Below are 24925 nucleotides of genomic sequence, written 5' to 3'. Positions count from 1 at the left end.
CGTCCGTGGCAGTGTTTTGCGGATTGACACCAGAGCATGATGCCGAAAAGTGTCAGCGGTTTTCGGACGACATCATGCTCTAACTCTGAAATTTAGAACAGGATTCAGATTTTAGGCCGACCCGGCCTAAAATCATCCTGTTCTAACACGCAGTCCCCGGCGATAAAGCCGGAGACCCGTGTCTGCGGCCGAAAGGCCGAAACGCTTACTGCTGGGGGCTGACGTCCATCTTGAACCACTTCATCGACAGGGTCTTGACCGTGCCGTCGGCGAGTGCGGACTTGATCGCTACATTAAACTTGTCGCGCAGATCAGTATCGGCCTTGCGCAGGCCGAGACCTTCACCCTCGCCCCAGATCGAGCCGGCGATCTCTGGGCCGGTGAAGGCGAGCGTGTCGTTGGCGGCCTTAAACGCATTGGCGAAATAGACAGCGTCATCGAAGCCGAGGTCGATACGGCCGTTCTGCAGGTCGAGGTCGCGATCGGCGCCGGTCTTGTATTCGCGGATCTCCGCGATGTCGCCGAAATTGTCATAGACGAACTTGGCGTAGACGGTGGCCGCCTGGATGCCGATCGTCTTGCCCTTGAAAACTTCCTTCAGCGCGTCGATCTCCTTCACGCCGGTCTGGCCGGGCGTCATCTTGATCGTGGCGCCGGTGCCGGCGGCGTTCGCCAGCGGGCTGTCCTTGGCGGCGGCGAAGGCGGCGGGCGTGGCGGCATAGGGAATGGTGAAGTCGATGATCTTCCTGCGCTCTTCGGTAATCGATAGCGCATCCATGATGACGTCGAACTTGCCGGCGTTGAGCGCCGTGATCATGCCGTCCCAGTCGGAGGCAACCAGCGTGCATTCGATCTTGGCGCGCTCGCAGAGCACCTTGGCAAGTTCCGGCTCGAAGCCGCCGAGCGTGCCGTCGGCATTGGTGAGGTTCCAAGGCGCGTAGGCGCCTTCGAGAGTAATAGTCGCCTTCGTCCAGTCCTTGGAAAAGGCAGGCGCGGCGAAGGCGGAAAAAGCCGCCACGCCACAAAGCAGGATTGCGCTGAATTTCATTTGTGAATTCTCCTCTGGAGTTGAAACAGACCTTGCGGCACCACGGCCGATCTTCGCCGGCTTGCCCTGTCAGTCCTATTTCTGTTTCAAGGACCGATTGGGAGGTTGTATATGGTACCATATGAGATATTTTGTGATATGCAAGTGGGAAAGTTGAATTATGTGGCGAATTCCATTCGTGCAAAAGGAATAGGCAATGAAGCGTCCCGGCGAGATGAAGCGCGAACTGGCGGAAAATGACAGCACCCCGCTTTATGCCGGCGTCAAGCAGGTGATCCTCGACCGCATCCACAGCGGCGAATGGCCGCCGAAATATCGCGTGCCCTCGGAAAACGAGCTGGTTGTCGAACTCGGCGTCAGCAAGATGACCGCCAACCGGGCCCTGCGCGAACTTGCCAACGAGGGCGAACTCATCCGCATCCAGGGCGTCGGCTCCTTCGTCGCCGAGCGCAAGGGCTATTCGGCACTGTTCGAAGTCCGCAACATCGCCGAGGAAATCGCCGAACGCGGCCATGTCCATGAGGCCGCCGTCGTCGTTCTCGCCCAGGAAACCGCCTCTCCCGAGGTTGCCGACGCGCTGGAACTTGCAATTGGCGCTGCGGTTTTCCACTCGCTGATCGTCCACAGCGAAAATGGCGTTCCGGTGCAGATCGAGGATCGGTTCGTCCATCCGGAGGCGGCCCCCGAATATCTCGCCCAGGATTTTTCGACGCTGACACCGAACGCCTATCTGACGGCCGCGGCCCCGCTCAGCGGCTCCGAGCACGTCGTCGAGGCGGCCATGCCGCAGGCCTGGGAGTGCAAGCTCTTGACCATTATGAAGACCGAGCCGTGCCTGACGATCCGCCGGCGCACATGGTCGGCAAAACAGGTGGTCTCAACCGCCCGCCTCGTCTATCCCGGCCACCGCTACCGGCTGGAAGCGCGCAGCGGCAAGATGTTCGAGGAGTGAAAACACCCGCGATGTTGTATATGGGACTTAGTAGGCTGCGCCATCGCCAGGCGGGAGGGTATGATCAGCAGCGGCCCGCATTGCTCGGCTGAGGAAACCGGGGGTTTTGGTTGTCCATGGCATTAGGCGGCCCGTTATAAGGCTTTGGCAGAGACCTATAACGGCCTCTAAAAATGAGCAGAGGCGACTTTTTTAAAAGGAGGCAAGAACGTTGGATCGGGCTCTTTATTACGATGCCGGCGTGAAACGCGCGACCAGCGCGTGACGATCGCCCGGATAGGTGAAGCGCACATGCGTCACAGGGCCGGCATTGCTCCAGGTGCGGCGCTCGACCACGAGGCAGGCGGTATGGCGTGGTATATCGAGAGCCGCCGCCAGCTCGGCACCAGCTGAGACGGCATGGATCCGGTGTTCGGCCGTGCTCCACGGCACCTGGTTGAGCAGCCAGGGGCCCGGCGCCATCGTCAGGAAATCGGCATCGGCGGCTTCAGGAACCGTCGCAAGACTGATCAGCCGCTCCTCCAGGCAAAAGGGCCGCGCGCCGGCATTGTGGATGCAGACGACCTCGACGACCGAGGACGCCACCGGCAGTTCCAGACGGCGGCTGTCGTCCGCCTTGGCCTTGCGGCTCACCTTCTTCGAAACCGCATAGGAATAGGGCAGGTTCAGCGACTGCACCTCGGCCTTGATGTCGTGGATTTCAAGAATGGCCGATTGCGCCTGCGGCTGGGTGACGAAGCTGCCGGATTTCTTGCGGCGCTCGATGAGGCCAGCCTTGGCAAGCTGGGTCAGCACCTTGTTCACCGTCATGCGCGAGCAGTCATACTGCGTGGCCAGATCGACCTCGAAGGGAATGCGGTGCCCCGGCGGCCAATCGCCCGAGACGATACGGCCCTCGATGTCGCTGAGGATGCGCTGATGCAAGGTGAGATCCCTGCTTTGGTTCATCGCCACGTTCCGATTGGTCTCCCGCTATCTCTTTGATTTTACGCAATCCCGGCCGCAAAACCGCTACACACTTCTGCTGGAATTGCTCTAATTCGAATGCTTGGACAGGAAAAGCTCTTTTCAGACGGCGAGCAACTCGCCCATCGCCGCGAGGAAACGCCGGTCGATGGCATCGCGCCTGAGATGGCGTCCGCCCTCCACCTGCTTGCGGCCGCGCGCCCAGGCGCAATCGACGGAAACGCCGCCTGCAAACAGCCAGTGATCGAGGATCTGGTCGCCCGCGAGATAAGGAACGGCCGTCGTATCGAGCGAAACGATATCGGCATGATGCCCCTCGGCGAGACCTGCCGGTGCTTTCAATGCGGCACCGCCGCCGGCAAGCGCTTGACTGAACAGCGAAAGCGCCGTCGATCCGCCGGGTGCTGCGACGACGTTGCGGGCGCGAAGCGCCAGGCGCTGCGAATATTCGAGTTGACGCAGTTCCTCCGGCACGGAGATCAGCACGTTGGAATCCGAACCGATGCCATAACGCCCGCCCTCTTCGAGGAAAAGCGGTGCGGCAAAGGCGCCATCGCCGAGATTGGCTTCGGTGATCGGGCAGAGGCCGGCGATAGCGCCGCTTTTCGCCATCCGCCGCGTTTCGTCCTCGGTCATGTGCGTCGCATGGATCAGGCACCAGCGCTCATCCACAGGCGCATGATCGAGCAGCCATTCCACTGGCCGCGCGCCGGACCAGGCGATGCAGTCCTCGACCTCCTTCACCTGCTCGGCGACATGAATATGGATGGGACCGGCGCCCGCCATCGGCACCAGCCTTGTGAGCTCGTCCGGGGTTGCGGCGCGCAGGCTGTGCGGCGCCAGCCCGAGCTCGGCGCCATCGAGCCGGCCGGTCAACGCCCGGCATCCCTCCATCAGCCTTTCGAAGCTTTCGAGCGAATTGATGAAACGCCGCTGGCCGTCGATGGGGGCAGCTCCGCCGAAACCGGAATGGGCATAAAAGACCGGCAGCAGCGTCAGGCCAATACCGGTCTCATCGCTCGCAGCACCAATGCGTTCGGCAAGCTCGGCGATATTGGTGTAGGCGCCGCCATCCCTGTCGTGGTGGAGATAGTGGAATTCGCCGACACGGGAAAAACCGGCCTCCAGCATTTCCGCATAAAGCTTGGCGGCGACCGCCTCCACATGCTCCGGCGTCATCGCCAGGGCAAATTTGTACATGACAGTGCGCCAGCTCCAGAAGCTGTCATTTGCCGGGCCGCGCACTTCCGCAAGGCCGGCCATCGCCCGCTGGAAGGCGTGGCTGTGCAGGTTCGCCATGGCAGGAACGAGGAGATCGTGGCGTTCATCGCCGGGCTCGGGAGCAGTGCCGATTTCGATCCGCGCGATGCGCCCGGCCTCAAGCGTCAGCCGCACATCCTTCTGCCAGCCCTGCGGCGTCAGCGCCGTGCCTGCGTGAAGTGTGGTCATCGCCTTCCCTCTCCTCTTGCCGTGCCGCCGATCTTTCTTTTCCAGAAAAGCGCACAAAATTTCTCTTGTCACCTGTCGATTATGTATATACATGTTTTGGCATAAGGAAAGGCGCAAAGCTGATGACCGGGAACAATTTTTCAGAGGAAGCCCCATCTGCCGACACCCGCCCAGTGGTGTGGCGCAATGCGCGGCTTGCCACGCTCGCGCCGACAAAATCGGGGCTCGGTATCGTCGAAAAGGGCGCCGTGCTCACCGAAAACGGCCGCATCGCCTTTGCCGGCGCCGAAAGCGAGGTGCCGGCATCGGCCATCGAACATTCCGAAATCGTCGATCTCGAAGGCCGCTGGGTAACGCCCGGTCTCGTCGACTGCCACACCCATATCGTTCACGGTGGCAACCGCGCCCGCGAGTTCGAAATGCGCCTGGCAGGCGCGACCTACGAGGAGGTCGCCCGCGCCGGCGGCGGCATCGTTTCCTCGGTGAAGGCGACCAATGCGCTGTCGGTCGAGGAGCTTGTCGCCGAGGCTCTGCCGCGGCTCGACACGCTGCTTGCCGAAGGTGTCACCACGATCGAGATCAAATCCGGCTACGGGCTGAACCGGACCGGCGAAGTGAAAATGCTGCAGAGCGCCCGGCTGCTCGGCCATATCAGACCGGTCCGCGTCGCCACCAGCTATCTCGGCGCCCATGCGACGCCCGTGGAATATAAGGGTCGCAACGGCGATTATCTCGACGATGTCGTGCTGCCCGGTCTCGACGACATGCATGGCCTCGGTCTTGCCGATGCGGTCGACGGTTTCTGCGAGGGCATCGCTTTTTCCACGACCGAGATCGCCCGCGTCTTCGACAAGGCCAAAGCGCTCGGCCTACCGGTCAAGCTGCATGCAGAGCAGCTGTCCAATCTCGGCGGCGCCAAGCTCGCCGCATCCTATGGCGCACTGTCGGCCGATCATCTCGAATATCTTGACGAAGATGGCGTTGCGGCCATGGCCGCAGCCGGCACCGTCGCCGTGCTGCTGCCCGGCGCCTTCTACGCCATCCATGAAAAGCAGAAGCCGCCGGTAGCAGCGCTGCGGCGGGCAGGCGTGCCGATCGCGATCGCCACCGATTGCAATCCCGGCACCTCGCCGCTCACCTCGATGTTGCTCACCATGAACATGTCGGCCACACTTTTCGGCCTCACCGTCGAGGAATGCATCGCCGGCGCCACCCGCGAAGGCGCCCGCGCGCTCGGTCTGCTCGACAAGACAGGAACGCTCGAAGCCGGCAAATCCGCCGATCTCGCCATCTGGAATATCGAAAGCCTCGCCGAGCTCGTCTACCGCATCGGCTTCAACCCGCTTCACGCACGCGTCTTCAAGGGCGAAAGGAACGGCCGATGACCATCACGCTCCACCCGGGCTCCGTCTCGCTCAAGGATCTGGAAATCATCTACTGGACCGGTGTGCCGGCACGGCTCGATCCCGCTTTCGATGCGGGGATCGCCAAGGCCGCTGCCCGCATCGCCGAGATCGCCGCTGGCAACGCGCCGGTCTACGGCATCAATACCGGCTTCGGCAAACTCGCCTCGATCAAGATCGACAGCGCCGATGTGACCACCTTGCAGCGCAATCTCATTTTGTCGCATTGCTGCGGCGTCGGCGCGCCGCTGCCCGACAATATCGTGCGGCTGATCATGGCGCTGAAGCTGGTCTCGCTTGGGCGCGGCGCCTCGGGCGTGCGGCTGGAGCTGGTGCGGCTGATCGAAGGCATGCTTGATAAGGGCGTCATTCCGCTGATCCCGGAAAAGGGCTCGGTCGGCGCCTCCGGCGATCTTGCGCCCCTTGCCCATATGGCGGCGGTGATGATGGGCGAGGCCGAAGCCTTCTTCGCCGGCGAACGCCTCTCGGGCGCTGAAGCCCTCGAGAGGGCTGGCCTCAGACCGATCGTGCTCGCCGCCAAGGAAGGTCTGGCGCTGATCAACGGCACCCAGACCTCGACGGCGCTGGCACTTGCCGGCCTCTTCCGCGCCCATCGTGCCGCACAGGCGGCGCTCATCACCGGCGCGATGTCCACCGATGCCGCGATGGGCTCTTCGGCCCCCTTCCATCCGGATATTCACACATTGCGTGGCCACAAAGGCCAGATCGACACGGCAGCCGCGCTTCGCGCGCTGCTCGAAAATTCCATCATTCGCCAGAGCCACATCGAGGGCGACGAGCGCGTGCAGGATCCCTATTGCATTCGCTGCCAGCCGCAGGTCGACGGCGCCTGCCTCGATCTGCTGCGCTCGGTCGCCCGCACCCTTGAGATCGAAGCCAATGCGGTCACCGACAATCCGCTGGTGCTCTCCGACAATTCCGTCGTCTCCGGCGGCAATTTCCACGCCGAACCCGTCGCCTTCGCCGCCGACCAGATCGCGCTGGCCGTCTGCGAGATCGGCGCGATTTCGCAGCGCCGCATCGCGCTGCTGGTCGATCCGACCCTCTCCTACGGCCTGCCAGCCTTCCTTGCCAAGAAGCCGGGCCTGAACTCCGGCCTGATGATCGCCGAGGTGACGTCTGCGGCGCTGATGTCCGAGAACAAGCAGATGTCGCACCCTGCCTCGGTCGATTCGACGCCGACATCGGCCAACCAGGAAGACCATGTCTCCATGGCCTGCCACGGCGCCCGCCGCCTGCTCGGCATGACCGAGAACCTGTTCGGCATCATCGGCATCGAGGCGCTAACCGCCGCCCAAGGCGTTGAACTGCGCGCGCCGCTATCGACCAGCCCGGAACTCGGCAAGGCGATCGCCACGATCCGCACCAAAGTTCCGAGCCTCGACGTCGACCGCTACATGGCAAACGACCTCGCCGCCGCCGCTGAACTGGTGGCGACGGGCACGCTGAACGCCTCGGTTTCGAATGGTATTCTGCCGGTATTGGAGGGTTGAGATGATGGTGACGGAAAAAGTCCCCTCCCCAACCCCTCCCCACAAGGGGGAGGGACTTAACGCCCGGCCCTCGCAGTATTCACTCTTGAGCGCAGCATATGCAGCGGGCTTGTTGTTTTGCGAGCCGGCGCCACAGCTTAGTCCCTCCCCCTTGTGGGGAGGGGTTGGGGAGGGGTTTTCACCATGACCTCTGTCTTCGAAATAACGCAGGGCACCTCCCCCATCATCCTCGGCTTCCCCCATACCGGCACCGAGGTGCCGCCCGAGATTGCCGAGCGCCTCAACGACAACGGCCGCATCCTCGCCGACACCGACTGGCACATCCACCACCTCTATGACGGCCTGCTCGACAACGTCACGACAGTGCGCGCCACCTTCCACCGCTACGTCATCGACGCCAACCGCGATCCGGCCGGCGTCAGCCTCTACCCCGGCCAGAACACCACCGGCCTCGTGCCGGAAACGGACTTCGACGGCAAGGCGATCTGGAAGGATGGGCAAGGACCTGACGGGGCCGATATTGCGGCGCGGCTGCGGGATTTTCACGCGCCCTATCATGCGGCGCTTGCCGCCGAGATCGAGCGCGTGAGAGCGATCCACGGCGTCGCGATCCTTTACGATTGCCACTCGATCCGGTCGCACATTCCTTTCCTGTTCGAGGGGAAGCTGCCGGATTTCAATATCGGCACCGATATGGGCAAGACCTGCGACAGCACGATCGAGCAGGCGACGCTCACCGTCGTCGAAGCCGCCGAAGGTTACGACGGCGTGCTCAACGGTCGCTTCAAGGGTGGCTGGACGACACGCCACTATGGCCGGCCCGACGCTGGTGTGCACGCAATCCAGATGGAACTTGCGCAATCGACGCATCTCCAGACTGAGGCACCGCCCTTCGCCTACGACGGCGCCAAGGCAGACAGACTTCGCGTCCATCTCAAAAACATTCTGGTGCGCATCGAACAGATTGCGCCAGGCCTGAAACGATAACGATCTCTCGACAGGGAAACCGCCATGAACAATCCACGCCACAACATCCGCGAAATCCGCGCACCCCGCGGCAACGATCTCAATGCCAAGAGCTGGATGACCGAAGCGCCGCTGCGCATGCTGATGAACAATCTCGACCCTGACGTCGCCGAAAATCCGAACGAGCTCGTCGTTTATGGCGGCATCGGCCGCGCCACCCGCACCTGGGAGGATTTCGACCGCATCGTCGCGACGCTGAAGACTCTGACGGAAGAAGAAACCCTGGTCGTGCAATCCGGCAAGCCGGTCGGCGTGTTCCGCACCCACAAGGATGCGCCGCGCGTGCTGATCGCTAATTCCAATCTCGTGCCGCATTGGGCGACCTGGGATCATTTCAACGAGCTGGATAAGAAGGGCCTTGCCATGTATGGCCAGATGACGGCCGGCTCGTGGATCTATATCGGCACCCAGGGAATCGTGCAGGGCACTTACGAGACCTTCGTCGAGGCCGGCCGCCAGCATTATGGCGGCAATCTCAAGGGCAAATGGATCCTGACCGGCGGCCTCGGCGGCATGGGCGGCGCCCAGCCGCTCGCCGCCGTCATGGCCGGCGCCTGCTGCCTTGCCGTCGAATGCAATCCCGATTCGATCGATTTCCGCCTGCGCACCCGCTATCTCGACGCCAAGGCCGAGACGCTCGATGAAGCGCTTGAGATGATCGACCGCTGGACCAAGGCCGGCGAGGCGAAATCCGTCGGCCTGCTCGGCAACGCCGCGGAGATCCTGCCGGAAATGGTCCGCCGCGGCATCCGCCCGGATATGGTCACCGACCAGACCTCGGCGCATGACCCGATCAACGGCTACCTGCCGAAGGGCTGGACGATGGGCGAGTGGAAGGCCAAGCGCGAAAGCGATCCGAAGGCGGTGGAAAAGGCGGCGCGGGCCTCGATGCGCGAACATGTCGAAGCGATGATCGCCTTCTGGAATGCCGGTATTCCGACACTCGACTACGGCAACAATATCCGCCAGGTCGCCAAGGACGAAGGCCTTGAAAACGCCTTCGCCTTCCCGGGCTTCGTGCCAGCCTATATCCGCCCGCTGTTTTGCCGTGGCATCGGCCCCTTCCGCTGGGCGGCCCTTTCCGGCGACCCGGAGGAGATCTACAAGACCGACGCCAAGGTGAAGGAATTGCTGCCTGACAACAAGCATCTGCACAATTGGCTCGACATGGCCAGGGAGCGCATCGCCTTCCAGGGCCTGCCGGCGCGCATCTGCTGGGTGGGCCTCGGCGACCGCCACAAGCTCGGCCTCGCCTTCAACGAGATGGTGAGAACAGGCGAACTCTCCGCCCCGATCGTCATCGGTCGCGACCACCTCGATTCGGGCTCGGTCGCCTCGCCGAACCGTGAGACCGAAGCGATGAAGGACGGTTCCGACGCCGTCTCCGACTGGCCGTTGCTCAACGCCCTGCTCAACACGGCGTCGGGCGCTACCTGGGTGTCGCTGCATCACGGTGGCGGCGTCGGCATGGGCTTCTCGCAGCATTCGGGCATGGTCATTTGCGCCGATGGCACGGATGATGCCGCAAGACGCCTCGAGCGCGTGCTCTGGAACGATCCGGCGACCGGCGTCATGCGCCACGCCGATGCTGGCTACGAGATCGCCATCGACTGCGCCAAAGAAAAAGGCCTGCGCCTGCCCGGCATTCTCGGGAACTGAGCCCGGTGAGGATGCTGCGCGCCGGCGATCACAAACGCATGCCCTGGAAAAACGGCAAGGGAGAGACGGTGGAGATCGCCGTCTTTCCACCCGGCGCTTCGATCAACGACTTCGACTGGCGCATCAGCATGGCGACCGTCGCAGAGGACGGCCCGTTTTCGATCTTTCCCGGCATCGACCGGACGCTGGCGATCCTCGATGGCAACGGCATGCTGCTCGATGTCGCAGGCAGCACGCCGGTGCTGCTGACAACGTCAAGCGATCCGCTGGCCTTCCCGGCGGATATTCCCGTTGCGGCCAGGCTCCAGGACGGAACGATCACCGATCTCAACGTCATGACGCGCCGTGACGGGCTCGCCCACACGCTGATCCGGATCGACGTCGATGGCAGCAAGACCATGCCGCTGCCGCCCTCGACATGCCTGTTCCTTTGCCATCGCGGCGCACTCTCATTCCGGCGGGACGGCGAGACCGGCGCGCTTGCGGCCGGCGATGCCCTGCTGATCGAGAACGCGGCCGCAATCGCGCTGGAAATCGATGGTGAAGCCAAATGTTATCTCGCTTCGATCACCACGGGCTGATGAAACAACAGATTGAAAACATTAAACAATCGATTATTTGGCAAAGCATCCGCATAAACCATCGCCATCTCGGGCCATGGACGTCATTCCTCGTTTCGGTCTAAACTTCGCCCTTCTGATGCAGAAGAAGACCTAGACTGCCCGCAACGTGCCGGGGAGCAAGGGAGCAGGCGTGACGGATCCATACGATATTCTCGGCGTTGAACGCGATGCGGACGAGGCGCAGCTGAAGGCCGCCTATCGGCGCCTGGCGAAGGTTGCCCACCCCGATTCGGGCGGTGATTCGGAAGCCTTTGCCAATCTGCAGAAGGCCTATGGGCTGCTTCTCGATCCGGTCCGGCGTAAGGTGTACGACGATACCGGCTACGACGTCGAATTCGCCGATGCCGCCGAATTGCAGGCGCTTGTGATGATCGAGAAGCTCGTCACCGACGCAGTGCTCGACGAGCGCGCACCGGGAAGTTTCGATCCCGTCGCCGTCATGCAGGACAGCCTTTCCGAAGAACTTCGAAAGGCGCGTTTCAGCAAGAGCGAGTTGGAGCGCCACGCCTCGCGCATCGGCCTGCATCTGGAACGGCTCGAAAAACAGTCCGGCCGCGATGTGCTCGCCCACATGTTCCGCGCCCGCATCGAGGCGATCTCCAAGGCGGTCGCGGAAACCGAGGCGAAGATCAAGGCGACGGAACGCGCCGCCGACATGCTCTCCGGCTATGTCTACGACATCGATCCGCCGCCGTTGCCGGATGCCGCGGTCACCAACATCGAATGGGTCGAGGCCTCAAGAAACCGCTCCACCGGCTGACGGCGGATGCCGCGACCGATCTAATAGGACAGCTTCGGATACCAGTCCGCCGGCCGGCCTTCGGGCGTCGAATCGATGATGGTCCAGAGCGGCATCAGGTCGGGGGCCCCGCGCGGATCCTCGCCGGGGTCGGCCGTCACCTCGCCCATCTCCTGGCTCCAGAAATGGCGGATGGTGCCGTCGCGGCGCGTGAAGACGTTGAAGGCCGCGTCATCGCCTCCACCCCTGCCGATCGCGTGATAGTCGCGGCTATAGTCGCCCGTCGTGTCGGAATAGAGCGGCAGGTGGTGCCAGCCGCGTTCCTTCTTGAAGGAGAGCAGCCTGCCGATCGGCGAAAGTGCGACGACGGCCAAGGCCGCGCGCTGCTGGATGTCGGGCACCTCGCCGTCCCAGGCCGACAGCAGCGAGGTGCACATCGGGCATGGGCGCTCGCGTTCCGGACCGAACATGTAGCTGTAGACGATCAGCGTCTCCTTGTCGGCGAAGAGCTCGCTGAAGGAGATCGGCCCGTCGCTGCCTTCGAAGCGGTAGTCTTTCGTCACCTCGCCGCCCGGCGGCAGCGCCCGGCGCTGTCTTGCCACACGCTCGATGTGCCGGCGCAATTCGATCTCTTCGGCCAGCAGCGCATCGCGGGCGCTGCGATAGGCCTCGCTCTCATTGGGGAACCGGACGCCATTCTTGGCCGCAAGCACGGCGGCGGGTACCAGATGCTGATTATCCATGACATATCCTCCTTCTATTGCCGCACGTCTCAGACGCACAAAGGACGTGCTGAAACCACGTCCCGGGTCGCAGCACATCATAACAAGGACGATCGGCTGATGCGAAAGTCGACAGAGCCGACGGAAAATATTTCGCCCCGCGCTTTGGCCGGCTCGGCGCTGGATCGGCCGCGAACTCAGTGAACGGTGATCACCCGAATGCCAGCTTCGTCGGCGGCACGGATAAGCGCAGCTCGTGCGTCCTCAGCCGGAATTTCCCCATGAATTGCATTTCGACACGCCCTAATCGCTATAAGATATTCTTCTCCGTCGTCGATCGGCCAGCCAACTGTCAGCATCTCGGCAGCCTGGCAAAGGGTTTCGACAAGCTTGTATTTTTCCGGCCCATTCACAACGAGCATCAGAGGGGCAAACTGTCCGGATGTGTGCCAATTCATGACATTAGGTCTCCCCACGGTAAACATATTAGTAACCGTGCAAGAACCGTTCCGTGATCTTCGCTGGCATGCCGAAGCTCGTTTCAGAGGCCGACGGTTCGGGGAAGCTTTGACGGGCGGGAACTTTAAGATCTCCTCTGCCTAGGCTCCAGAAGCAAGTAGCATCTCTTATGATGGCGTCCGCGAGACGAACCCGCGACGTGCGCAAATGCCTGCAAAGCAAAAAGGGCGCTCGACCCTTGCGGGGAGCGCCCTTATCCTGTCGGACAGCGAACAGTTCGACGACGTCGATACCACGCGCATCCATTTTTCAGGCAGGGCTGGTATATGGACCCTTTCCGCCGGGGTTTCAAGAGGCGGTTCTGCACAACAATCGACCCTAGAACAGGATGTCGTCCGAAAACCGCTCACACTTTTCGGCATTATGCTCTAACCGATCAAGAGGCGACCCCGGTGATCGGATTGACCACAGGTCTTTCGCTTTTGTCCCTGACCCCAGCCGGCTGCACCGCCGGCGGCGCCATCGATTCTGCGTCTGCGGGCTCCGGCTTCTCAGGAACGGCGCCGACATCTTTGGGGCGCCGCTGCTCGGGCTTTACGTTTTGATCATTCGTCGACATTGTCAGTCTCCTTTCCAGGGAGAAGTCACGGCCGTCGACATGGTTCCGGCGATGGGATGGAGGATTACCGATGTTTGACAGGTTTCTGCTGCAGGGGCCTCAGGATGCGCGCTTCACGATCCTTCTGGCGCATGGCGCCGGCGCGCCGATGGATTCGGCATCGATGACATCAGCGGCAAATGCACTCGCCGGCGTCGGCTTCCGCGTCGCTCGTTTCGAATTCGCCTATATGGCCGCCCGCCGTACCTCGGAAGGCCGCAAGCCGCCGCCGCGCGCCGAAACGCTCAATCCCGAATATGAGGCGGCGATTGCCGAGCTCGGCGCCAGCGGCCCGCTTATCATCGGCGGCAAGTCGATGGGCGGCCGGGTCGCCAGCATGATCGCCGACGATCTCCATCGCCGTGGGAAAATCGCCGGTCTGCTCTGCCTCGGCTATCCCTTCCATCCGCCCGGCCAGCCGCAGAAGCTGCGCACCCGCCATCTGACAGGGCTGACGACGCCGGCGCTGATCTGCCAGGGAACACGCGACGAATTCGGCACGCGGGACGAGGTGCCGGGCTATGATCTTTCCGACAGGATCGAGATCCTCTGGCTCGAGGATGGCGACCACGATCTCAAACCGCGCAAGACGATCTCCGGTTTCTCCAGTACCGATCACCTCGCCACCATGGCGAAGGCGGCAAAAGCATGGGCCGAACGATTGCCGGTTTGAAGCCGTCTTGCGGCTGTCGCCGTCAGGCTGCAAGTTTCCTGACATCGATGTGCCGGTCGATGGCGGACACGGTGATTTCGAAGTGGTCGGCCTGCACCACGTCCCGGATGTTGCGCGGCCGGTGGGCGACGATCGCCACTCCACCCCTCAGCCGGACACTGTCATAGAGGATACCGGCGCCGCCGCTCGAACGCACCTCTTCTCCCAGCACCTGCGATGCCGCATAGCTGGTGCCGTCATAGACATTGGGCCGTAGCGTCTGCTCCCCGCGAATGTCGAGATAGTCCCCAAACAGGGTGGCGGTATAGCTTCGATAGGTGCGCGCCATCGTCACCACCCCACGTGCGACAGCCTCGCGCCGGAGATGATGGCCAACTTCGGCGGCGGCTGTGCGGAGATCGTCGGCTGCATACCAGGCGCCGAGATCGGGGCCGTTGAAGCGCATTCCTCCCGGCGCAACATGCAGGAATGCTGCCATGACAATGCTGGCATTGGCAACGCCGTAAACCCATTGATCCTTGGGAAGCCGTTGGATGCGGTCGGCGACGAGACGGTCATTGGTCCAGCCGACGAGCTCCATGACGGCTTCGAGATCGGCCGCCCTCGTCACCGTCTCAAAAAGCCCGATTGGCGGAAATTGCGACGGGATCAGCCGGTACGATGGACGCGGCGCCTCAGCAAAACGGTCGCTCACCGGAAGACGATGTCCGCATCTTCGTAAGGTGTGAAGGCTTCGTCGAGCGTATTCGGCTGCATGTAGAGACCGCCGCGGGCGCCGTCGAGAAACCGGCGTACGGTCATCAACCCGTCCTGGGTCCCGTTCGTCACGATATCAAGCGGCGGATGGCCGCCGAAAACCGGCGCCTGATGCGGCGTGCGCAGCCAGGCGACGCCGGCGCGTTCATCGGAAAAAAGCACGCCGAGCGCCTGATGGATACCGAGCACGGCCGAGATGCGGGTCAGCGTATCGACATCGAGCGTGAAAGCGCCGTGCTCGCGCGCCTGTTTGGCCCAATTGTGGTAGGTCGACCGAGAGGGATAACCGAGCATGAGCAGACGCTGCTCCTCGGTCAGCCCCCAGAAATCGGCGATCGCCAGAAAGGTTCGCAAGGCGGGCGCGCTCAGCCTCTTGCGGTTGGCCGGAGCAAACCGCTCCATTTCCAGCCGCTGTGGCCCTTGGTCTTCCCGTTGCTCACGTCGCGCATGCTGCATCAAAGCCTCCCGTCTTGAATTAGACATAGTCCAAATCTGGGCGTTCAGCAAGTGAATTTAAAGGGTCGCCTCGCCCGCCGCCTCGCGGATCGTCTGCATCAGGATCGATTGCGGCAGAGACGGCACGGCATCGGCGCGCATCGTCAAGCCGACCGGCCCCTTGGTCTCGCCGGTATCGACCGGCAGAAGCGCCAGCCGCCCATCGGCGACATCGCCGGCCACGACGCCATTGGAAATGATCCAGATCGCATCGCTTGCCCGCAGGAAAGCGCGGCCGAAGGAATCCGACACCGTCTCGATCTGGTTCGGCAGGCTGGAAACGCCGTTGGCGATGAGGAAATTTTCAACCACCGGCCGGATGATCGAACCCCGCGTCGGCATCAGCACCGTGTAGTTGCCGAAGCCGGCAAACAGCGATTGCCGGCCGTCGAGCAGCGGATGGCCGGCGCGCACGGCAAACACCACCTGCTCGGAATAAAGATGCTCGAAGGAAAAGCCCGCCATCTTCTCGGCGCCGGCCAGGCGTCCGACGACGAGGTCGAGATCACCGACGTGAAGCTGTTCCAGCAGCACCGCGTTCTCGCCGGTGACGATCTTCACCCGGCTCCAGGTCTTTTCCTTGAGGAAGAGTTCCATCGCCCGCGGCATGATGCGCGATGACACCGTCGGCAGCGCGCCGATCCGGATCGGCGGCGCATCGGCGAACTGCTCCTGCGAGACGGAATCGAGACCCTGGCGCAGCGCCGTCAGCGCCGCGCCTGCGTGACGCAGGAAGACCTCGCCGTAGCGGGTGATCTTGATGCCGCGGCCGTCGCGCTCGAAGACATCGACACCCAGCACCTGTTCCAGTTCGCGGATCGTCTTCGTCACCGCCGGCTGGCTGACATGCAGCAATTCGGCGGCCTTCATGACGCTCTTCTGCCGCGCCACCTCGACAAAGGTTTGCAGATGGCGGAACTTGACCCGGCTGTCGATCATCGCTCGCATAACTCCACGGTTATCGAAACGCCAATAAATATCATTTTACTTAACCGGATCAACCAGTCAATTTCACCATTCAGGAGGAGAGTGACGTGCAATTCGCCCGCATAAACGACGTGACGATCCATTATCAGATCATTGGTGCCCCTGCCGACAGGCCGGTGATCGTCTTTACCAATTCGCTCGGAACGGATTTCCGCATCTGGCGCGACGTCGTGGTGCGGCTTGCCGGTGAATTTGCCATCGTGCTTTACGACAAGCGCGGCCACGGCCTTTCCGATGTCGGCCAGCTCCCCTCATCGATCGAGGATCATGCGACGGATCTCGCCGGCCTTCTCGATCTGCTATCGGTCAAGGATGCCGTCATCTGCGGCCTCTCGGTCGGTGGCCTCATCGCCCAGTCGCTCTATCATCGCCGGCCGGATTTGGTCCGCGCGCTGATCCTCTGCGACACCGCCCACAAGATCGGCACGGCGGAGAGCTGGAACGCCCGCATCGCCGCCGTCGAGCAAAATGGCATCGGCAGCATTGTCGACGCGGTCATGGAGCGTTGGTTCACGCCCGCCTTCCGCCGGCCCGAGAGCACCGCCTATGCCGGCTATTGCAACATGCTGACGCGCCAGCCCGTCGAAGGTTATGTCGCCGCCTGCGCCGCGATCCGTGATGCCGATTTCACCGAGGTCGCAAAGACGATCACCGTCCCGACGATCTGCATCGTCGGCGACCAGGATGGCTCGACGCCGCCCGATCTCGTGCTTTCGACAGCGAAGCTGATCTCCGGCGCTCGCTACGAGGTCATTCCCAATTGCGCGCACATTCCCTGCGTCGAGCAGCCGGAGGCGCTAACGGCGATCATCCGCGCCTTCCTCACATCCATTCCGCCTGGAGAAGTCAGCCCATGAATGAGACCGCGTCCCCTTCCGAGCGCTATTGCCAGGGCATGGCGACCCGCCGCGCTGTGCTCGGCGACGCCCATGTCGACCGCGCCGCCACTGCTGCGACGGAGTTCGACCGCCCCTTCCAGGAACTGATCACCGAAGCCGCCTGGGGGCATGTCTGGTCGCGCCCGGCGCTGACGAAGCGCGAGCGCTCGATCGTCACGATCGCTCTGCTCGCCGCCCTCGGCCAGGACGACGAGGTCGCCATGCATGTGCGCGCCACTGCCAATACGGGGGCGACCCGCGAGGATATCTGCGAGGCGCTGCTGCATGTGGCGATCTACGCCGGCGTTCCCGCCGCCAATCACGCGATCAAGATCGCAAAGCAGGCTTTTGAACAGATGGACGCCGAAAAGGCGGCCTGAGGGAGGAACATGTCCGAACGACCGAACCGCAAGCCCGAGACCGGCGGCTTCTTCGCCCGCGACCGCGCCTGGCATTCGCCGGCGCTGACCCCCGGCTACAAGACCTCCGTGCTGCGCGCGCCGCAGCGTGCGCTGCTCTCGCTCGACGGCACGATTTCCGAGACCACCGGTCCGGTCTTCGGCCATTCGATGATCGGCGAACTCGACAACGACCTGATCCTGAACTACGCGCAGCCCGGCGAAAGCGCGATTGGCGAGCGCATCATCGTCCATGGCCGCGTGCTCGACGAGCGCGCCAGGCCGGTTGCAGGCGCCTTGGTCGAGTTCTGGCAGGCCAATGCCGGCGGCCGCTATCGCCACAAGAAGGAAACCTATCTGGCGGCGATCGACCCGAATTTCGGCGGCTGCGGCCGCGCCATCACCGACGAGGATGGCCGTTATCATTTCCGCACCGTCCGCCCCGGCGCCTATCCCTGGCCGAACGGCATCAACGACTGGCGTCCCGCCCATATCCATTTCTCGATCTTCGGCCATGGCTTTGCCCAGCGCCTGATCACCCAGATGTATTTCGAAGGCGATCCGATGATCTGGAAATGTCCGATCGTCGGCACCATCCCCGACAAGGCGGCGATCGAGCAGCTGATTGCGCCGCTCGACTGGGGCAACACCATTCCGATGGATTCACGCGCCTATAAATTCGACATCGTGCTGCGCGGCCGCCGCTCGACGATGTTCGAAAACAAATTGGAGGGCAACTGACCATGCAGCAGCTCGGCTACCTCAAGGAAACCCCGTCGCAGACGGCGGGCCCCTATGTGCATATCGGCTTGACGCCGAATTTCTGCGACATATCGGGCGTCTACGACACCGATCTCGGCATCGGGGTGGTCAACGACAAGACGCTGGGCGAACGCATCACCGTCACCGGCCGGATCTTCGACGGTGCCGGCGCCTTGGTGCGCGATGCGGTCATCGAGATCTGGCAGGCCGACAGCGCCGGGCTCTACAACAGCCCGTCGGAAATGCGCGGCGCCGCCGATCCCAATTTCACCGGCTGGGGTCGCTGCCCGACCCGCGCCGAGGACGGCGTCTACAGCTTCGAGACGATCAAGCCCGGCCGCGTCCCCTTCAAGGACGGCCGCAGACAAGCCCCGCACATCACCTTTTGGATCGTCGCCCGCGGCATCAATATCGGCCTGCACACGCGCATGTATTTTCCGGAAGAGACGGAGGCCAACGCCGCCGACCCGCTACTTTCCCGCATCGAACATCGCGAGCGCGTCGCAACGATGATCGCCACCCGCGACGGCGCAACCTGTCATTTCGACATCCATCTGCAGGGTCCGAAGGAAACGGTGTTTCTCGATATTTAAGGCTCGGCGTCGCGATCGGCTTGCTGGGGCGGCTATGTGCAGGTAGCGTCCCCTCACCCTGCCCATCTCCCCAAGGGGAGAGGGGGACGTGCCCACGCGAGATCACCTGCCCATAAAGCGCGGACGCCGCCTCGAGTCCCTTCTCCCCAGCGGCGAGAAGGTGGCGGCAGCCGGATGACGGGCCGCCACCACAAACCGAGACGCTCATGACCGCATCGCCCTTCGACCACCCCTTCCTTTCCGGCCTGCTCGGCGACGACGAAATCGCGCCCTATTTCTCCGCCGAGGCGGAAATCCGGGCGATGGTTTCCTTCGAGGCCGCGCTCGCCAAGGCTGAAGCCGCTCACGGCCTGATCCCTGCCGAAGCCGCAAGGCGCATCACCAACACCTGCGCCGCCTTCTCACCCGATGTCTCCAGTCTTCGATCGGCAACGGCAAGGGACGGTGTCGTCGTTCCCGACCTCATCAAGCAGTTGCGCACCGATGTCGGCGAGGAAGCGGCAAAAAGCCTGCATCTCGGCGCGACCAGCCAGGATGTCATCGATACCAGCCTGATGATCCGCCTGAAGGCCGTCGTCTTCCTGTTTGCCGGCCGGCTTTCCACCATCGCCGCAGGGCTCGATGCGCTCGACGGCCAGTTCGGCCGGAACCAGTTGATGGGCCACACCCGCATGCAGGCGGCGATCCCGATCACGGTCTCCGACCGCCTCCGTGCGTGGCGGGAGCCGCTGGTGACCTATCGCGACCGCCTGACCGAGCAGGGTTTTCCCGTTCAGTTCGGGGGCGCGGCCGGCACGCTGGACAAGCTCGGTTCGCAGGCCGCGGCCATCCGGGCCTCGCTCGCCCAGGAACTCGGCCTCACCGATGCACCGCAATGGCAGAGCGGGCGTCTGCCGATCGCCGATATCGCCGGCCTGTTCGCGTCGATATCGGGTAGTCTCGGCAAGATGGGGCAGGATATCGCGCTGCTTGCCCAGGCCGGCGACGAGATCGAAATCTCAGGCGGCGGCACTTCGTCGGCGATGGCGCACAAGCAGAACCCCGTTTCCGCCGAGGTCTTGGTCTCGCTCGCCCGCTTCAACGCCAGTCTCCTATCGGGCATCCATCAGTCTATCGTGCACGAACAGGAACGTTCTGGCGCAGCCTGGACCCTCGAATGGCTGCTGCTGCCGCAAATGACGATGGCAACCGCCGCCAGCCTGCGGCTCGCCGGGGAGCTTGCAGGAAATATCAAGAGGCTTGGATCGCTTTAGCTTAGAACCTGAAGTCCGTGCTTCTGCACGATCGAGAGCAGCTTCAGCGCTATCCCGCTCGGCCGCTTGGCGCCACTTTCCCACTTCTGCACGGTGGATTCACTGGTATTGAGATATCGTGCGAAAACCGGCTGGCTGACGTGATTGCTTTCCCGCAGTGCCTTGATGGCCTCGGGACCCAGTGCGTGCGGCGAAACCAGGCAGCTTTCGTCGAAGGAGCGCATCGTTTCCTTGTCGATCGCTCCTATTTTATGGAGAGCCTCCGCGGACGTGTGAATCGCCTCGAACGCATCGCTCTTGTACTTAATGCTTTTTGCCATGTTCGATCTCCACAAAATGACCGATATCGAGCAACTCCTGAAGCTGGCTGTCAGAAAGACCGGCATAGGATTTGGTAAGTTTGCGAAACTTCACAAGTTCGTCGTCTTCAATATTAGCCCTGTCCTTTTTGGCGAACAAATACTCATACACCCAAAATCGGCCAGCATTCGCCAAGACGATCGACCGATGCTGGTTGTCGTTCAATCGCTTCTTAAAGACGCCGCCACCCAGATCATCGGCCTTGCCTTCCGCAACCTGCCTGATAGCTTTCAATAATTCGGAATCGGATATCCGCGCTTTGCGAGCTGCCTTGGTAAACCAGCCGGTTTTGAAAATCCGTTCCGCCATGACTCTAAGTAGCACCCGGTGCTATGTTTTTCAAGTTGACGTCCCAAGATGAGAGCAGCCTCTTGACCTTTCCCCTCTTCGATCTTTCCGGCCGCCGCGCCCTCGTCACCGGCTCCAGTCAGGGCATCGGCCGCGCATTGGCGGTCGGGCTTGCCGAGCATGGCGCTTCCATCATCATCAACGGCCGCAATGCGCAGAAGGCGGAAGCCGCCGCCGAGGATATCCGTCGCAGCCACCGCCATGCCGTCAGCGCCGCCTTCGACGTCACCGATGCGGAGGCCAGCCGCACCGCCATCGCCTATATCGAGGCGGAAATCGGCCCGATCGACATTCTCGTCAACAATGCCGGCATGCAGTTCCGCACACCGCTGGAGAACTTCCCGGTCGACAAATGGGACGAGATCTTCAAGACCAATGTCTCCAGCCTGTTCTATGTCAGCCAGCCCGTCGCCCAGGCGATGATAGCGCGCGGCCGCGGCAAGATCATCAACATCGCCTCCGTCCAGGCCGAACTCGCCCGTCCCGGCATCGCGCCCTATACCGCGACCAAGGGCGCGGTGAAGAACCTGACGCGCGGCATGGCGACGGACTGGGCGAAATACGGCCTGCAGGTCAATGCGATCGCGCCCGGCTATTTCCGCACACCGCTCAACCAGGCGCTTGTCGACGATCCCAAGTTCTCTGGTTGGCTGGAAACCCGCACGCCTGCCGGCCGCTGGGGCGAGGTCAGGGAGCTTGTCGGCGCCGCCGTCTTCCTCGCCTCGGACGCATCATCCTTCGTCAACGGCCACATGCTGACGGTCGACGGCGGCATCACTGCCTCGCTCTGAATTCGCATCATCCGAGTTTGGCGATCGCCCGCAGATTGTCGGCCGTCGTCGTCGGGAATTCGAAGAATTCGAGATAGGCGGGGATCTGTTCGAACAACATGTCGGTGCCAACCTGAAATGCACAGCCGCGCGCCCGCACGGCCTCGAGAAAGGGGGTTATTTCCTTCGTCATCACGACTTCGCCGACGAAGGTCGATGGCGAGATGCGGTCGATATCGATCGGCAGCGGGTCACCCCGTCGCATTCCGAGAGGTGTCGCGTTGACGACGATGTCGAAACCTGCCGGATCGGCGGAGCCGACCGTCACTTCAAGATGCGGATAATATTTCTTCAGCCTGTCCAGCAGCGCAGTCGCGGTCGTCTCATTGGCGTCGAAGATGGCGAGATGCTCCACGCCCGCCTGTGCCAAGGACGCCGCGATCGCCGAACCGACGCCGCCGGCGCCCGCTATGAGCGCATGGGCGCCTTCAACCTTTTTACCCTTGCGCAACACGCCGCGAACGAAGCCCTCGCCATCGAACATGTCACCGATCAGCCTGCCGTCCGAACCGAGGCGCACCGCATTGCACGAGCCGGCGACTTTCGCACTGGTCGACGCTTCGTCTAGCAGCGCCATCGTCGAAATCTTGTGCGGCATCGTGATGAGAGCACCGTGGATATTGGATAGCCGGAACAGAAGCTTCAGAAACGCCGGATAGTCCTCCGTCCTGCAGCCCATCGGCACAACGACGGCATCAATTTCGTTTATCTCGAAATAAGGATTGTAGATCAGTGGCGCCTTGAAGGACTCCGTCGGATAGCCGAGGTGCGCGATGAGTTTGGTCGTCCCGGTGATCATGTGGTCAGACTTTCTGGGGATCGGAAGAGGCGCTGACGTTGGAGAGGTGGATCATCTGCCCCCAGCGCGCCGATCTCTTGATCGCTTCGACGACCCTGAGTGTAGCGAGGCCCTCCCGGCCACTCACCAGAGGCGTGGCATCACCACGAATGACGTCGCAAAAATGTCTGAGCTGAACGCAAAGGGGATCGGCTGCTGCGTAAGGCACCCGCTCCTCGGCAAGCTGCTCCAGCCAGTCGGGCCTCGAAGGGCTCGTCCACAGCGTCAAATCGGGAATTCCGAGCGAACCCCTGGTGCCGCCGATCTGGTAGCAGAATTGATCGTAACGGGGAAAAGCGGGGTTTTCGCCGGTGGTCGCCTCCCAGCTCCAGGGCGCGGCCACGGCGTCACTGCCGTTGAGAGTGGCAAGCACCCCGCTTTCGAAACGCAGCGTCACGACAGCCGTATCCTCGACGGCATGGTTCCGCACCGCGTGCGATTCCATCGCATGGACGGCTTCGACCTCGCCGAAGAGATATCGGAAGAGATCGACATCATGGATCAGGTTGACGAAGACCGGGCCGGCGCCCACTTCGCGCCGCCAGGGTATATCGAAATAGTCGTCGGGCTTGGCCACCCAGAACGTGCCGTGCACCGCGATGATCCGGCCAAGCCTTCCGCCGTCGACGATCTGTTTGACCGCCTGGATCATCGGATTGTGACGCCTGTGATGGCCGACCAGCAGCGGTATGCCCGCCTTCTCGCCGGCGGCGACCAGTGCGGCTGCAGCATCGACATCGTCGGCGATCGGTTTTTCGATCAGGACAGGGATGCCGGCAGCGACGATCTCCATTCCGTTCTCAACGTGAAGCTGGTTCGGTGTTGCCACGATGACGCCGTCAGGCCTGTCCTCGACGCGGATGTCCAAGAAGTTCCGGTACCATCGAGCGCCGACAGTCTCGGCAAAGTCGCGACCGGCGGCGGAAGGATCGATCACCGCCGAGAGAACGGTTCCGGGCTCGGACATAATGCGCTCGGCGTGGCGCCTGCCGATGAGGCCGGCTCCCATGACTGCAATCTCCAGCGGCTTCATTGCCGGCTCCCATAATTTGCCAGACGCATCGACCTTGAGACCCTTACTTCCGCAGGATTTCTCCGAGGAATTTCCTGGTTCGCTCATGCTGTGGGTTTGTGAAGAACTCGGCGGGCGGGGCTTCCTCGACGATCGCGCCGCTGGCCATGAAGATCACGCGATCTGCGACCTGGCGGGCAAAGCCCATCTCATGCGTGACGCAGATCATCGTCATGCCCTCGTCGGCCAGCGCGATCATCGTATCCAGCACCTCCTTGACCATCTCCGGATCAAGCGCCGACGTTGGCTCGTCGAACAGCATGACTTTCGGCCGCATGCAAAGCGCACGGGCGATGGCCACGCGCTGTTGCTGGCCGCCGGAAAGCTGCACCGGATATTTGTCGGCCTGCTCCAGGATCTTGACCCGCTCGAGCAGCCCGCGTGCCCGTTCCTCAGCCTCCGCCCTGCTGACGCCGACAGCCTTCATCGGCGCCAGCATGCAGTTCTGCAGCACGGTTAGATGCGGAAACAGATTGAACTGCTGGAAGACCATGCCGACCTCGCGACGGATCGCATCGATGGTCTTGGCCTGATTGCCTAATAGAATCCCGCCGACGCGGATTTCCCCTTTCTCGTAGGTCTCGAGATGGTTGATGCAGCGAATGAGCGTCGACTTGCCGCTGCCGGAGGGCCCGCACAAGACGATCCGCTCGCCGCTGCGAACCGATATGTTGATGTCGTGCAGGGCTTGAAAAGCGCCATACCACTTCTCCACCCGCTCCATGGTGATCATGGTTTCCGCGCCTTGAGCAGGACTGGGACTGGTCATCGGTAGAACTCCATATTGGCGGGCTGGACCGCATCGAAGACGAGGGATGCGGATCAGCGCGCAGAGGCGGCGAACTTTCGTTCGAGGCGGGCGCCAAGAATCGTCAGCGGGCAGCACATCAGGAAATAGAGAATGCCGACGATGCCGAAGACCGTCAGCGGTTGGAAGATCTGGTTGGAGATGATGTTGCCGGCCCGCGTCAGCTCGGTGAAACCGACAATCGATGCAAGCGAGGTGCCTTTGATCAACTGCACGAGGAAACCGATCGTGGCGGGCAGCGAAATGCGCAGCGCCTGCGGCAGGATGACATCCTTCATCCGCGAGATGTATCGGAGGCTGAGAGCCTTTGCCGCTTCCGTCTGGCCGCGCGGAACCGCTTCGATCGATCCGCGCCAGATCTCGCCGAGATAAGCGCTGGCATGCAGGGTCAGTCCGATGGCAACAGCCACCCAGGCATCGAGCATCAGTCCCACCAGTGCCAGGCCGTAATAGACGACGAAAAGCTGCATCAGCAGCGGGGTTCCCTGGAAGACGGCGATGTAGCCGGCCGTGACGCGTTCCAGCAGCGGCATGCCCGAGGCACGGGCAAGGGCGACGCCGAGCCCTGCAATGCCGCCGCAGACAAAGCCGACGGCGGACAGGAGCACGGTCCATTTCAGGCCGATCAGGAGGAAGACGAATTCTTCGTGACCCAT

29 protein-coding genes are annotated in these 24925 nt (G+C 62.5%); 14 read left to right on the top strand and 15 right to left on the bottom strand.

Going from position 1 to position 24925, the window contains the following annotated elements; all coding sequences use genetic code 11:
- Positions 1-205: 205 nt before the first annotated feature.
- Entirely contained in the window at positions 206-1048 is an 843-nt protein-coding gene (locus V8P77_RS09260) for a transporter substrate-binding domain-containing protein (protein ID WP_335911952.1), read from the bottom strand.
- A gap of 196 nt (positions 1049-1244) precedes the next feature.
- Here V8P77_RS09260 and hutC (V8P77_RS09255) point away from each other — a divergent pair, with 196 nt between their 5' ends.
- A complete protein-coding gene (gene hutC / locus V8P77_RS09255; RefSeq protein ID WP_335911951.1) occupies positions 1245-2000 on the top strand; it encodes a histidine utilization transcriptional repressor HutC in 756 nt (251 codons plus the stop codon).
- A gap of 228 nt (positions 2001-2228) precedes the next feature.
- Here the strand turns inward: hutC (V8P77_RS09255) and hutC (V8P77_RS09250) are convergent, their stop codons facing one another.
- Together hutC (V8P77_RS09250) and V8P77_RS09245 are read right to left on the bottom strand one after the other, a co-directional pair.
- Positions 2229-2948: a histidine utilization transcriptional repressor HutC gene (hutC, locus tag V8P77_RS09250; protein WP_335911949.1), complete on the bottom strand. Its 720-nt coding sequence runs from the start codon at positions 2946-2948 to the stop codon at positions 2229-2231.
- Between the two features lie 120 nt (positions 2949-3068).
- Positions 3069-4415: a formimidoylglutamate deiminase gene (locus V8P77_RS09245; protein WP_335911948.1), complete on the bottom strand. Its 1347-nt coding sequence runs from the start codon at positions 4413-4415 to the stop codon at positions 3069-3071.
- 122 nt (positions 4416-4537) lie between these two features.
- Between V8P77_RS09245 and hutI the strand changes: the two genes are divergently transcribed.
- From hutI to V8P77_RS09215, 6 genes are all read left to right on the top strand, one after another.
- On the top strand, positions 4538-5800 hold the full coding sequence (gene hutI / locus V8P77_RS09240) for an imidazolonepropionase (RefSeq protein WP_335911947.1): 1263 nt from the start codon (positions 4538-4540) through the stop codon (positions 5798-5800).
- Positions 5797-7332 (top strand): histidine ammonia-lyase, encoded by a 1536-nt coding sequence (gene hutH / locus V8P77_RS09235; protein ID WP_335911946.1) that lies wholly within the window; start codon positions 5797-5799, stop codon positions 7330-7332. Before hutI ends, hutH begins: the two co-directional genes overlap by 4 nt.
- 183 nt (positions 7333-7515) lie before the next feature.
- A complete protein-coding gene (gene hutG / locus V8P77_RS09230; protein ID WP_335911944.1) occupies positions 7516-8319 on the top strand; it encodes an N-formylglutamate deformylase in 804 nt (267 codons plus the stop codon).
- Between the two features lie 24 nt (positions 8320-8343).
- Positions 8344-10017 (top strand): urocanate hydratase, encoded by a 1674-nt coding sequence (gene hutU, locus V8P77_RS09225; protein WP_335911943.1) that lies wholly within the window; start codon positions 8344-8346, stop codon positions 10015-10017.
- Between the two features lie 5 nt (positions 10018-10022).
- Positions 10023-10598: a HutD/Ves family protein gene (locus V8P77_RS09220; RefSeq protein ID WP_335911942.1), complete on the top strand. Its 576-nt coding sequence runs from the start codon at positions 10023-10025 to the stop codon at positions 10596-10598.
- Between the two features lie 172 nt (positions 10599-10770).
- Complete coding sequence (locus V8P77_RS09215; RefSeq protein ID WP_131621411.1) at positions 10771-11400, top strand: J domain-containing protein; 630 nt, start codon at positions 10771-10773, stop codon at positions 11398-11400.
- Positions 11401-11420: 20 nt separating this feature from the next.
- Here the strand turns inward: V8P77_RS09215 and V8P77_RS09210 are convergent, their stop codons facing one another.
- The 3 genes from V8P77_RS09210 to V8P77_RS09200 form a co-directional block, all read right to left on the bottom strand.
- Positions 11421-12122, bottom strand: a complete 702-nt coding sequence (locus V8P77_RS09210) for a DUF899 family protein (protein WP_335911936.1) — start codon at positions 12120-12122, stop codon at positions 11421-11423.
- 176 nt (positions 12123-12298) lie between these two features.
- Positions 12299-12559: a DUF982 domain-containing protein gene (locus V8P77_RS09205; protein WP_335911934.1), complete on the bottom strand. Its 261-nt coding sequence runs from the start codon at positions 12557-12559 to the stop codon at positions 12299-12301.
- 437 nt (positions 12560-12996) lie between these two features.
- Positions 12997-13179 (bottom strand): hypothetical protein, encoded by a 183-nt coding sequence (locus V8P77_RS09200; RefSeq protein WP_018071481.1) that lies wholly within the window; start codon positions 13177-13179, stop codon positions 12997-12999.
- Between the two features lie 70 nt (positions 13180-13249).
- Between V8P77_RS09200 and V8P77_RS09195 the strand changes: the two genes are divergently transcribed.
- Positions 13250-13891 carry an alpha/beta hydrolase family protein gene (locus V8P77_RS09195; protein ID WP_335911931.1) on the top strand — a complete coding sequence of 214 codons (642 nt, stop codon included), beginning with the start codon at positions 13250-13252 and terminating at the stop codon, positions 13889-13891.
- 22 nt (positions 13892-13913) lie between these two features.
- Here V8P77_RS09195 and V8P77_RS09190 read toward each other — a convergent pair whose 3' ends face one another.
- From V8P77_RS09190 to pcaQ, 3 genes are read right to left on the bottom strand one after another with little or no spacing between them, the layout of a single operon-like run.
- On the bottom strand, positions 13914-14585 hold the full coding sequence (locus tag V8P77_RS09190; RefSeq protein ID WP_335911930.1) for an RES family NAD+ phosphorylase: 672 nt from the start codon (positions 14583-14585) through the stop codon (positions 13914-13916).
- On the bottom strand, positions 14582-15103 hold the full coding sequence (locus V8P77_RS09185) for an antitoxin Xre/MbcA/ParS toxin-binding domain-containing protein (RefSeq protein WP_335911929.1): 522 nt from the start codon (positions 15101-15103) through the stop codon (positions 14582-14584). The genes V8P77_RS09190 and V8P77_RS09185 overlap by 4 nt, the downstream gene beginning before the upstream one ends.
- Before the next feature lie 57 nt (positions 15104-15160).
- A complete protein-coding gene (gene pcaQ / locus V8P77_RS09180) occupies positions 15161-16081 on the bottom strand; it encodes a pca operon transcription factor PcaQ (RefSeq protein ID WP_025397748.1) in 921 nt (306 codons plus the stop codon).
- A 95-nt stretch (positions 16082-16176) separates the two neighbouring features.
- Between pcaQ and pcaD the strand changes: the two genes are divergently transcribed.
- From pcaD to V8P77_RS09155, 5 genes are all read left to right on the top strand, one after another.
- Positions 16177-16986, top strand: a complete 810-nt coding sequence (pcaD, locus tag V8P77_RS09175) for a 3-oxoadipate enol-lactonase (protein WP_335911927.1) — start codon at positions 16177-16179, stop codon at positions 16984-16986.
- Complete coding sequence (gene pcaC, locus V8P77_RS09170; RefSeq protein WP_335911926.1) at positions 16983-17387, top strand: 4-carboxymuconolactone decarboxylase; 405 nt, start codon at positions 16983-16985, stop codon at positions 17385-17387. Before pcaD ends, pcaC begins: the two co-directional genes overlap by 4 nt.
- 9 nt (positions 17388-17396) lie before the next feature.
- A complete protein-coding gene (gene pcaH, locus V8P77_RS09165; RefSeq protein WP_164052634.1) occupies positions 17397-18146 on the top strand; it encodes a protocatechuate 3,4-dioxygenase subunit beta in 750 nt (249 codons plus the stop codon).
- Positions 18147-18148: 2 nt separating this feature from the next.
- Positions 18149-18760 carry a protocatechuate 3,4-dioxygenase subunit alpha gene (gene pcaG / locus V8P77_RS09160; protein ID WP_335911924.1) on the top strand — a complete coding sequence of 204 codons (612 nt, stop codon included), beginning with the start codon at positions 18149-18151 and terminating at the stop codon, positions 18758-18760.
- 206 nt (positions 18761-18966) lie between these two features.
- Positions 18967-20013, top strand: a complete 1047-nt coding sequence (locus tag V8P77_RS09155; protein WP_335911923.1) for a 3-carboxy-cis,cis-muconate cycloisomerase — start codon at positions 18967-18969, stop codon at positions 20011-20013.
- Here the strand turns inward: V8P77_RS09155 and V8P77_RS09150 are convergent.
- A complete protein-coding gene (locus V8P77_RS09150; RefSeq protein ID WP_260299639.1) occupies positions 20010-20333 on the bottom strand; it encodes a helix-turn-helix domain-containing protein in 324 nt (107 codons plus the stop codon). The genes V8P77_RS09155 and V8P77_RS09150 overlap by 4 nt on opposite strands.
- On the bottom strand, positions 20317-20682 hold the full coding sequence (locus tag V8P77_RS09145) for a type II toxin-antitoxin system RelE/ParE family toxin (protein ID WP_335911921.1): 366 nt from the start codon (positions 20680-20682) through the stop codon (positions 20317-20319). Before V8P77_RS09145 ends, V8P77_RS09150 begins: the two co-directional genes overlap by 17 nt.
- Before the next feature lie 62 nt (positions 20683-20744).
- Between V8P77_RS09145 and V8P77_RS09140 the strand changes: the two genes are divergently transcribed.
- Positions 20745-21512 carry an SDR family oxidoreductase gene (locus V8P77_RS09140; RefSeq protein WP_168347567.1) on the top strand — a complete coding sequence of 256 codons (768 nt, stop codon included), beginning with the start codon at positions 20745-20747 and terminating at the stop codon, positions 21510-21512.
- Between the two features lie 7 nt (positions 21513-21519).
- Here V8P77_RS09140 and V8P77_RS09135 read toward each other — a convergent pair whose 3' ends face one another.
- Genes V8P77_RS09135 through V8P77_RS09120 form a run of 4 tightly spaced genes read right to left on the bottom strand, consistent with a single transcriptional unit; the run spans position 21520 to position 24925 of the window.
- Complete coding sequence (locus V8P77_RS09135; RefSeq protein ID WP_335911920.1) at positions 21520-22350, bottom strand: shikimate dehydrogenase family protein; 831 nt, start codon at positions 22348-22350, stop codon at positions 21520-21522.
- A 4-nt stretch (positions 22351-22354) separates the two neighbouring features.
- Complete coding sequence (locus V8P77_RS09130) at positions 22355-23422, bottom strand: Gfo/Idh/MocA family protein (RefSeq protein ID WP_335911918.1); 1068 nt, start codon at positions 23420-23422, stop codon at positions 22355-22357.
- Positions 23423-23465: 43 nt separating this feature from the next.
- Entirely contained in the window at positions 23466-24230 is a 765-nt protein-coding gene (locus V8P77_RS09125; protein ID WP_017957841.1) for an amino acid ABC transporter ATP-binding protein, read from the bottom strand.
- Positions 24231-24283: 53 nt separating this feature from the next.
- Complete coding sequence (locus V8P77_RS09120) at positions 24284-24925, bottom strand: amino acid ABC transporter permease (protein ID WP_062940504.1); 642 nt, start codon at positions 24923-24925, stop codon at positions 24284-24286.

The sequence above is a fragment of the Rhizobium aouanii genome (assembly GCF_037002925.1).
Lineage (GTDB): Bacteria > Pseudomonadota > Alphaproteobacteria > Rhizobiales > Rhizobiaceae > Rhizobium > Rhizobium aouanii.
Note: the sequence above shows the minus strand (reverse complement) of the source record. Positions and strands in the feature narration are given on the sequence as shown.

Excerpts from the sequence above, each read along its gene's own strand:
- V8P77_RS09260 (WP_335911952.1), bottom strand. The coding sequence starts at position 1,048 with ATGAAATTCAGCGCAATCCTGCTTTGTGGCGTGGCGGCTTTTTCCGCC.
- hutC (WP_335911951.1), top strand. The coding sequence starts at position 1,245 with ATGAAGCGTCCCGGCGAGATGAAGCGCGAACTGGCGGAAAATGACAGC.
- hutC (WP_335911949.1), bottom strand. The coding sequence starts at position 2,948 with ATGAACCAAAGCAGGGATCTCACCTTGCATCAGCGCATCCTCAGCGAC.
- V8P77_RS09245 (WP_335911948.1), bottom strand. The coding sequence starts at position 4,415 with ATGACCACACTTCACGCAGGCACGGCGCTGACGCCGCAGGGCTGGCAG.
- hutI (WP_335911947.1), top strand. The coding sequence starts at position 4,538 with ATGACCGGGAACAATTTTTCAGAGGAAGCCCCATCTGCCGACACCCGC.
- hutH (WP_335911946.1), top strand. The coding sequence starts at position 5,797 with ATGACCATCACGCTCCACCCGGGCTCCGTCTCGCTCAAGGATCTGGAA.
- hutG (WP_335911944.1), top strand. The coding sequence starts at position 7,516 with ATGACCTCTGTCTTCGAAATAACGCAGGGCACCTCCCCCATCATCCTC.
- hutU (WP_335911943.1), top strand. The coding sequence starts at position 8,344 with ATGAACAATCCACGCCACAACATCCGCGAAATCCGCGCACCCCGCGGC.
- V8P77_RS09210 (WP_335911936.1), bottom strand. The coding sequence starts at position 12,122 with ATGGATAATCAGCATCTGGTACCCGCCGCCGTGCTTGCGGCCAAGAAT.
- V8P77_RS09205 (WP_335911934.1), bottom strand. The coding sequence starts at position 12,559 with ATGAATTGGCACACATCCGGACAGTTTGCCCCTCTGATGCTCGTTGTG.
- V8P77_RS09200 (WP_018071481.1), bottom strand. The coding sequence starts at position 13,179 with ATGTCGACGAATGATCAAAACGTAAAGCCCGAGCAGCGGCGCCCCAAA.
- V8P77_RS09195 (WP_335911931.1), top strand. The coding sequence starts at position 13,250 with ATGTTTGACAGGTTTCTGCTGCAGGGGCCTCAGGATGCGCGCTTCACG.
- V8P77_RS09185 (WP_335911929.1), bottom strand. The coding sequence starts at position 15,103 with ATGCAGCATGCGCGACGTGAGCAACGGGAAGACCAAGGGCCACAGCGG.
- pcaQ (WP_025397748.1), bottom strand. The coding sequence starts at position 16,081 with ATGATCGACAGCCGGGTCAAGTTCCGCCATCTGCAAACCTTTGTCGAG.
- pcaC (WP_335911926.1), top strand. The coding sequence starts at position 16,983 with ATGAATGAGACCGCGTCCCCTTCCGAGCGCTATTGCCAGGGCATGGCG.
- pcaH (WP_164052634.1), top strand. The coding sequence starts at position 17,397 with ATGTCCGAACGACCGAACCGCAAGCCCGAGACCGGCGGCTTCTTCGCC.
- pcaG (WP_335911924.1), top strand. The coding sequence starts at position 18,149 with ATGCAGCAGCTCGGCTACCTCAAGGAAACCCCGTCGCAGACGGCGGGC.
- V8P77_RS09155 (WP_335911923.1), top strand. The coding sequence starts at position 18,967 with ATGACCGCATCGCCCTTCGACCACCCCTTCCTTTCCGGCCTGCTCGGC.
- V8P77_RS09150 (WP_260299639.1), bottom strand. The coding sequence starts at position 20,333 with ATGGCAAAAAGCATTAAGTACAAGAGCGATGCGTTCGAGGCGATTCAC.
- V8P77_RS09145 (WP_335911921.1), bottom strand. The coding sequence starts at position 20,682 with ATGGCGGAACGGATTTTCAAAACCGGCTGGTTTACCAAGGCAGCTCGC.
- V8P77_RS09135 (WP_335911920.1), bottom strand. The coding sequence starts at position 22,350 with ATGATCACCGGGACGACCAAACTCATCGCGCACCTCGGCTATCCGACG.
- V8P77_RS09130 (WP_335911918.1), bottom strand. The coding sequence starts at position 23,422 with ATGAAGCCGCTGGAGATTGCAGTCATGGGAGCCGGCCTCATCGGCAGG.
- V8P77_RS09125 (WP_017957841.1), bottom strand. The coding sequence starts at position 24,230 with ATGACCAGTCCCAGTCCTGCTCAAGGCGCGGAAACCATGATCACCATG.
- V8P77_RS09120 (WP_062940504.1), bottom strand. The coding sequence starts at position 24,925 with ATGGGTCACGAAGAATTCGTCTTCCTCCTGATCGGCCTGAAATGGACC.